Annotated in this window: 8 protein-coding genes; 2 read left to right on the top strand and 6 right to left on the bottom strand. The window is 63.1% G+C overall.

The window, feature by feature from the left end:
- Positions 1–480: 480 nt before the first annotated feature.
- Together ACFDR9_RS26310 and ACFDR9_RS26305 are read left to right on the top strand one after the other, a co-directional pair.
- A complete protein-coding gene (locus tag ACFDR9_RS26310; protein ID WP_409032886.1) occupies positions 481–1,260 on the top strand; it encodes a class II aldolase/adducin family protein in 780 nt (259 codons plus the stop codon).
- A gap of 24 nt (positions 1,261–1,284) precedes the next feature.
- Positions 1,285–1,470, top strand: a complete 186-nt coding sequence (locus ACFDR9_RS26305; protein ID WP_409032885.1) for a 4-oxalocrotonate tautomerase — start codon at positions 1,285–1,287, stop codon at positions 1,468–1,470.
- Between the two features lie 134 nt (positions 1,471–1,604).
- Here ACFDR9_RS26305 and ACFDR9_RS26300 read toward each other — a convergent pair whose 3' ends face one another.
- The 6 genes from ACFDR9_RS26300 to ACFDR9_RS26275 form a co-directional block, all read right to left on the bottom strand.
- Positions 1,605–1,817 carry a hypothetical protein gene (locus ACFDR9_RS26300; protein WP_409032884.1) on the bottom strand — a complete coding sequence of 71 codons (213 nt, stop codon included), beginning with the start codon at positions 1,815–1,817 and terminating at the stop codon, positions 1,605–1,607.
- Positions 1,818–2,057: 240 nt separating this feature from the next.
- A complete protein-coding gene (locus ACFDR9_RS26295; protein ID WP_017876515.1) occupies positions 2,058–3,269 on the bottom strand; it encodes an EAL and HDOD domain-containing protein in 1,212 nt (403 codons plus the stop codon).
- Between the two features lie 314 nt (positions 3,270–3,583).
- On the bottom strand, positions 3,584–3,982 hold the full coding sequence (gene cheY, locus ACFDR9_RS26290) for a chemotaxis response regulator CheY (RefSeq protein ID WP_026132837.1): 399 nt from the start codon (positions 3,980–3,982) through the stop codon (positions 3,584–3,586).
- 146 nt (positions 3,983–4,128) lie between these two features.
- Positions 4,129–5,199, bottom strand: a complete 1,071-nt coding sequence (locus ACFDR9_RS26285) for a chemotaxis response regulator protein-glutamate methylesterase (RefSeq protein ID WP_017876517.1) — start codon at positions 5,197–5,199, stop codon at positions 4,129–4,131.
- Between the two features lie 45 nt (positions 5,200–5,244).
- Positions 5,245–5,853 carry a chemoreceptor glutamine deamidase CheD gene (gene cheD, locus ACFDR9_RS26280; protein WP_017876518.1) on the bottom strand — a complete coding sequence of 203 codons (609 nt, stop codon included), beginning with the start codon at positions 5,851–5,853 and terminating at the stop codon, positions 5,245–5,247.
- A gap of 9 nt (positions 5,854–5,862) precedes the next feature.
- Positions 5,863–6,732, bottom strand: coding sequence for a CheR family methyltransferase (locus ACFDR9_RS26275; RefSeq protein WP_026132838.1), 870 nt, complete (start codon positions 6,730–6,732; stop codon positions 5,863–5,865).
- Positions 6,733–7,003: the final 271 nt, after the last annotated feature.

Raw genomic sequence — 7,003 nt, 5'->3', positions numbered from 1 at the left:
CGCTACGCAAGCAAGGCCATGGCATGCTTGAGGTTCTGCTCCGGGCCTTCAACGGTAATCCTATCCCGCTTGCCGCATAGCGGCTGAACAGTCACAAAAGTTCTTTGGTAGTTTGTATGACCGTTCCAACACACCCGATCTCTGCGGTGGTCAAGTAATTTCGGACACAACAATAGGGGCTTTTTTTGCCATTTCCCGCTCGTAGGCGGCGGGCGGCATTGCCCAGTACTGAATTCAATCGCTTGCAGTTGTAGAACCCGACAATGTAGTCCGTGATGTGAGAATACGCGCAAATCCAGCGACGCGCAAGGCGCGGTCCCAATCCTAGGAAAAGCCGGCGTCAGCGCTCCGAGCCCGATGCGCATTTGCAGTCGGGGCGTGAGCAGAGCCGCTGCGGCAGGTCGCAATATGTCCGGATTAGAATATCACTCATATAAACAGGCATATAATAACTTCTACCTTGCCTGCTACGCTGGGGCCATGGACACATTTTCGACACCCGGCCAGGCCGCACTTGTCCGCCCCGGCATCACCTCCCCCACCGAATGGCAAACCCGCATCGACCTCGCCGCGTGCTATCAGTTATGCGCGCTGTACGGCTGGGACGACGGTATTTACACGCATATTTCAGCCGCCGTACCCGGCGAACCGGGTCGTTACTTGATCAACCCGTTCGGCATGCGCTTCAATGAAGTCACGGCGTCAAACCTGGTCAAGGTCGACAGCGACGGCAACATCGACGGCCAGTCGCCATATACGGTGAACAAGTCCGGCTTCCGCCTGCACGCGGCCGTGCACAAGGCGCGTCCGGACGCCGCCTGCGTCATGCATTTGCATAACCTTTCCGGCATTGCCGTCGGGATGCAGGATACCGGCCTGCAGCCGCTGTCGCCGTACGCACTGCGTTTTTACGGCGAATTGGCCTATCACGACTACGAAGGCATTGCCATGACGGAAGACGAGCAGGAGCGCCTGGTGCGCAACTTGGGCCCCCGTTACGCTATGCTATTGCGCAACCACGGCAGCCTGACCGTGGGCCGCACCATTCCCGAAGCGTTCGTGCTGATGGAAACCCTGGACCGGGGCTGCGATGTACAACTGCGCGCGCAAGCAGCGATGGTGCCGCTGCGCCAGCCGTCGGAAGCCATGTGCCTGAAAGCCCATGCGCAACTGGTGGGCGACGGTTCGCCTGACGGCGTGCTCGAGTGGCCTTCCCTGTTGCGTCGCCTGGACGCCGCCGGCTCCCCATACCGTACCTGATCCCCTTACTTAGAAGAAGCAACTATGCCGACCATTAACGTTCAACTGTTCGAAGGCCGTACCCTGGAACAAAAACGCGCCTTCGTACTGGCCGTCACGGAAGCCACCGTCAAAACCCTGGGCGCCGCGCCGGAATCGGTCGACATCCTGATCCATGAAATCAAGCGCGAGCACTGGGCCACCGGCGGCAAGCTGTGGTCGGACGAATGAGCAAACGTCCTATATAACGGGACCGGACGCGGGGGTCGGATGCGGCCTTCCGCCGGTACGTGTTTCTTTCCGTCTGAGCCCCGGCCCGCCGCACCGCGGCAGGGTTCCGCTCCGGCTTAGTAGTGGCTCAGGTTTCAGGCGCCGGACAATCCCCCGCCGGTAGCCCAGGTGCCGCCCATCGCCAGCGGCGAATCGAGATTGCCGTTGAAGGTGGCGCTGGCAACGCCGCTCACGCTCAGCTTGAACGCCAGGTTGCCTTGCGCGTCGACGGTGCCGTTGACGGCAAACGCCCCGCCTTGGCCGGAGAAGCACGAACCGCTCACGACGCCGGACGCGGAGATATCCACGCTGCAGTTACCCGCATCGGCGCCCGAATAGTCGCCCGTCCACGTGCCGGCGCAGGTTTCGATGCCGATTTTATCAAAATAATAATTCGATGTGAATTATATACGTCAATTCGATTCTATCAGGAACAAATAGTTACGTTATGGGAATGCGCTATCAAGGCGATACACGGCGGGAGATGGGGCCAGGGATGGCGCTATCGGCGCGCCTGCGCCGCGCTGGCGGCAAGCGCCGCGGCCACTTCAGGTGGCGATGCTTTGCGCCCAGGCCAGCGCCGACAGGTGCGCCTTGTTGACGTCGAGCGGGCTGAATTTAAGCGAGGCGGCCAGCGACGACACCAGGTTCGAGTTCAGTTCGCAGGCTTCGGCCAGCGCCAGATAGGGGCCGTATTTGCCGCCGCGCGTGAGCAGCGCCTCGACCACCTCGGACGGCAGTTGGATGGTTTCCAGCACTTCCTTCATCGGCAGGCCGAGCAGGCGGTCGAGCAGCGAGAACATGCCGGCCACGAACAGGTTTTCCGCCTCGTGCTTGCCGAGCGCGCCAACGCCGAGCAGCTCGGCCAGGCGCCCGCGCACCACCGCCGTCTCCATCAGCACCGGCGAGTAGCCGCTGGTGCTGGCGGTGGCCAGCAGCAAGGTCAGCCAGCGGTACAGCGGCGCGTAGCCCAGCAAGGCCAGCGCCTGGCGCAGCGACTGCACCTCCGCCCCCAGGCCGAAGCTGGCCGAGTTGATGAAGCGCAGCAGCTTGTACGACAGCGCGGCGTCGCGCTTGAGGGCGTTTTCGAGGTGCTTGATGTCGGCGTTTTGGTTCACCATCTGCATCAGTTGCAAGATGATGGTCTGGGCCGGGTTCATGCCCTTCACCGGCGCGTCGCCGCCGCGCGGCGTCAGGTGCAGCTTGCCGACGAAGGCGTCCAGCCCGAGCGCGGCGCAGGCGTCGAAGTCGGCCCAGGTCGCCACCGGCCGGCCCACCATGCGCACCGACGATTGTTTTAAGGCGGAAAAGACGCGCGCCTGCGCCGCCACGTCGGCGCCGGTAAAGCGCACCTCGACGTAGGAGGCGATGGCCGCCAGGTTCTTGCTCAGCAGCGCCGCCGGCGCCTCGCGCAGCGAGATGCCGACGCCGCCGGCGCGCAGGCCGCGCACCGCCGCCAGCGTGTCGCGGTTGTGCAGTTCGGCGCTGCGAATGCTCAACACGGTGAATTCGGGCGGCATCGAGAACAGCGCGTCGGTTGACAGCATCGCCGGCACCGCGTCGAGGAACAGCAGTTTGTCGCGCAGCAGCCAGCCGCGTTCGTCGTCGACCAGTTGCGCCGCGACGAAGCCGATCAGCTCTTCGAGCTGGGCGTCGGTCGAGGCGGCCGCGCCGCTTTGCTGCCACGACAACTCATAGCCAATGACGCGCTGCTTCGGATCGAGCAGCGGTTCGCGAACGATGAAATTGGTTTGGTGCATGGCGGCGGCTCGGGTAGGCTAAAGTGTGGCACGCGCAATGTGCGAGCAAGACGAGTGTATCACCACACCTGCGGCCCAGGTAGCCCGGCAGCCTCAATATTGCGTGAAAGCATCAGAAGGGACGCGGCTATCGCGCCGACGCGGGCGCGATGAGGCCGCGCCTGGCCGTGTCGTCTTTACGCGGCGTCGGCGCAGACGTCATCAACGCCAACGGCGTAACCCTGGGGTCGGACCCTGGAGGTCTGACCCCGGCTGTTTGCCCTTGCTTGGTTGTGAGTGCGCCGGCGCGCGAACGACGCATCGCCGGGGTTTTGTCAGGCGCCGGCTTTTTCGAGTTTTTCGAAAATTTTGTTGAGCTTCTCGTCCAGCGTGGCGGCCGTGAACGGCTTGACCACATATCCGCTGGCGCCGGCTTGGGCGGCGGCGATGATGTTTTCTTTTTTCGCTTCGGCGGTCACCATCAACACCGGCAACTTGGCCAGCGCCGGGTCGGCGCGAATGTGCTGCAACATCGTCAGCCCGTCCATGTTCGGCATGTTCCAGTCGGACACGACGAAGTCGAACGATTCCGCGCGCAGTTTCGCCAGGCCCATGACGCCGTCTTCTGCCTCGTCAACGTTGGCGTAACCCAGTTCTTTCAACAGATTCCGGACAATGCGACGCATTGTCGAAAAATCGTCAACAACTAAAAATTTCATCTTTGGATCAGCCATGAATTACTCCGTTGTTTCTCTAGCGGTTTATTAATAAGGCGACATGAATGCCGGCGCGTACGCCAGCACTACGGCAGCAGTTTGTAGGATAGCATTTTCGTTGCCCTTAGGCGAACAAAGTCGCGTAAAAACGCATGAAAGCTGATTTACACACGCAAAGCGCGCATACCGTGCTTGGCCAGGTATCCCAGCACCATGGCCGGCAGCGCCGTCAGCGCGCCGACCTCGTGCGCGCCGCCCAACGCAATGGCTTCGCGCGGCATGCCGAACACCACGCAACTGGCCTCGTCCTGGGCGAAATTATACGCGCCGGCCTGCTTCATTTCCAGCATGCCGGCGGCGCCGTCCTTGCCCATGCCGGTCAAAATCACGCCGACCGCGTTCTTGCCGGCGGCCAGCGCGGCCGAGCGGAACAGCACGTCGACCGACGGCCGGTGCCGGTTCACCGGCTCGCCCTGGTCGATCTTGGTCATGTAGTTGGCGCCGCTGCGCGTCAAGGTCAGGTGCGAGTGGCCGGGCGCGATGTAGGCGTGGCCCGGCAGCACGCGTTCGCCGCCGGCCGCCTCCTGCACCGAGATCTTGCACAGCGAGTCGAGGCGCCGCGCGAACGAGCGCGTGAAGCCCTCCGGCATGTGCTGGGTGATCAGGATGCCGGGGCAGTCCGACGGCATCTGCATCAGGAATTCGCGGATCGCCTCGGTGCCGCCGGTGGAGGCGCCGACGATGATCAGTTTTTCGCTCGACGTCAAGGGGTTGCGCAGCGCCGGCAGCGGCGTCGCGCCGGCCTCGCCGGCCACCGGCAGCGTGCGGGCGCGGATGCGCGCCTTCGAGGCCGCGCGGATCTTGTCGGCGATCATCTCGGTGTATTCGCGCATGCCGCTCTGGATCGAGATCTTCGGCTTGGTCACGAAGTCGACCGCGCCCAGTTCCAGCGCGCGCATGGTGATCTCCGAGCCGCGCTCGGTCAGCGACGACACCATCACCACCGGCATCGGCCGCAGCCGCATCAGTTTTTCCAGGAAGTCGAGCCCGTCCATCTTCGGCATCTCGACGTCGAGCGTCAGCACGTCCGGGTTGGTTTGTTTAATCAGCTCGCGCGCCACCAAGGGGTCGGGCGCCACGCCGACGACCTCCATGTCGGGCTGGCTGTTGACGATTTCGCTCATCACGCTGCGTATCAGCGCGGAGTCATCCACGATCAGGACTTTGATCTTCATACTGCCTACTTTCCGGGCCTGGCCCTGGTCATTAATACCGCTGTGTTAAAACAACTCGATCTCGCCGCCGACCGGCTGCACCTTGAGGCGCTTGGCGTAGTCTTGCTCGCGTTTGACCAGCGTGTCGTTGTGGGTCTGCATCAATTTTTTCACCAGCACCTTGCCGGTGCGCGGGAAAAAATACACCTTGCGCGGGTGGATGTCGTTCAAGTCCTCGGCCACCACGCGCATCTTCTCGGCGCGCAGATAACTGAGCACGAAAGCGGCGTTGCGCTCGCCGACGTTGATCGCCGTGAAGCCGCGCAGCACCGCGCCGCCGCCGAACACCTTGGCCTCCATGTTCTCGCGCCGGGCGCCGGCCTTGAGCAAGTCGTTGATCAGGATTTCCATCGCGTAGGTGCCGTAGCGCATCGAGGCCGACACCGGGCTGCTGGCGTCGCCGCCGCCGTCGGGCAGCATGAAGTGGTTCATGCCGCCCAGGCCGCTGACCCGGTCGCGGATGCAGGCCGACACGCAGGAACCCAACACCGTGACGATCAGCATGTCCTTGTTGGTGAAGTAGTATTCGCCCGGCAGGATCTTGGCGGCGTCGCAGTCGAACGTCCTATCGTAATAAACGTTGGTGGCAAACTGGTCTTTGGAATCTAAGCTCATAGTCTATTCTCATGTTCGATGCGGGGACGTCTTGTGGCCGGCGCCGCGCTCGTCCAACTCGTACACCGTCTTGCCGCGCAGTTTCAGCGACTCCGAGACATACAAGAAATTCTCCGAGTGGCCGGCGAACAATAGCGCGTCCGGCTTCATCAGCGGGACGAAGCGCGCCAGGATCTTGCGCTGGGTCGCCTTGTCGAAATAAATCATCACATTGCGGCAGAAAATCACGTCGAACTGGCCCGACAGCGGCCAGCCGTCGGCCAGCAGGTTGAGCTGCTTGAAGGTGATCAGCTGGCGCAATTCGGGGCGCACCCGCACCATGCCCTCGCGCTCGCCCTTGCCGCGCTGGAAAAAGCGCTTGGCCCGCTCCGGCGCCATCTTGTCGAGCCGGTCCAGCGTGTAGACGCCGCTGGCGCCCGCCGCCAGCACGTTGGTGTCGATGTCGGTGGCGACGATCGTCACCGGCGGCGTCAGCGTGTTGAAGGCCTCGCAGGCGGTCATGGCGATCGAATACGGCTCCTCGCCGGTGGAGGCGGCCGAGCACCAGATCGTGGCCGGGCCGCCGATCTTTTTCAAGTGGTCGGCCAGCAGCGGAAAGTGGTGCGACTCGCGGAAAAACGAGGTCAGGTTGGTGGTCAGGGCGTTGGTGAACGCCTCCCACTCGTCGCCCAGGCGGCCGGCGTCGAGGTCGTCGAGGTACTTGACGAAGGAGTGGATGCCGGTGGCGCGCAGGCGCCGCGCCAGCCGGCTGTAGACCATTTCCTGCTTGCTGTCGGCCAGCGCAATGCCGGCCCGCTTGTAAATCATGGCGCGGACCCGTTCGAAGTCCTTGCCGGTAAAATCAAATTCTTTGACGGTGTCCGTTTTATTATGCGGCATCTGTATTACCTTTTTAAACTTGCAAATCAATGCCTTGCTGCGGTTGCCGCCATGGCTTTGCCGCGCCGCCACGTCCGAATCGCTGTTCGCGTGGCGGCGCGCCGGTAACGCTTAGAACTCCTCCCAATCGTCGCCGGCCGGAGCGGTCAGCTTCTTCTGGGCCGGCGCCGCGGCGGCCGGTGGCGGGGGGGGGGGGGGGGGGAAAGTGACGCGGGCGTGGGGGTAGTCTATGGGGCACGCCACTCGTCCGCCTCGACCAGCGCGGTGTTGA

Source organism: Janthinobacterium sp. CG_23.3 (assembly GCF_046115965.1).
Classification (GTDB): Bacteria; Pseudomonadota; Gammaproteobacteria; order Burkholderiales; family Burkholderiaceae_D; genus Janthinobacterium.
The sequence above is the reverse complement of the archived record's forward strand: the minus strand, read 5'-3'. Positions and strand labels throughout refer to the sequence as shown.

Bases quoted from the DNA above. Each gene is read 5' to 3' on its own strand.
- cheD (WP_017876518.1), bottom strand. From the start codon at position 5,853: ATGAGCTTAGATTCCAAAGACCAGTTTGCCACCAACGTTTATTACGAT.
- cheY (WP_026132837.1), bottom strand. From the start codon at position 3,982: ATGGCTGATCCAAAGATGAAATTTTTAGTTGTTGACGATTTTTCGACA.
- ACFDR9_RS26310 (WP_409032886.1), top strand. From the start codon at position 481: ATGGACACATTTTCGACACCCGGCCAGGCCGCACTTGTCCGCCCCGGC.
- ACFDR9_RS26275 (WP_026132838.1), bottom strand. From the start codon at position 6,732: ATGCCGCATAATAAAACGGACACCGTCAAAGAATTTGATTTTACCGGC.
- ACFDR9_RS26285 (WP_017876517.1), bottom strand. From the start codon at position 5,199: ATGAAGATCAAAGTCCTGATCGTGGATGACTCCGCGCTGATACGCAGC.
- ACFDR9_RS26305 (WP_409032885.1), top strand. From the start codon at position 1,285: ATGCCGACCATTAACGTTCAACTGTTCGAAGGCCGTACCCTGGAACAA.
- ACFDR9_RS26295 (WP_017876515.1), bottom strand. From the start codon at position 3,269: ATGCACCAAACCAATTTCATCGTTCGCGAACCGCTGCTCGATCCGAAG.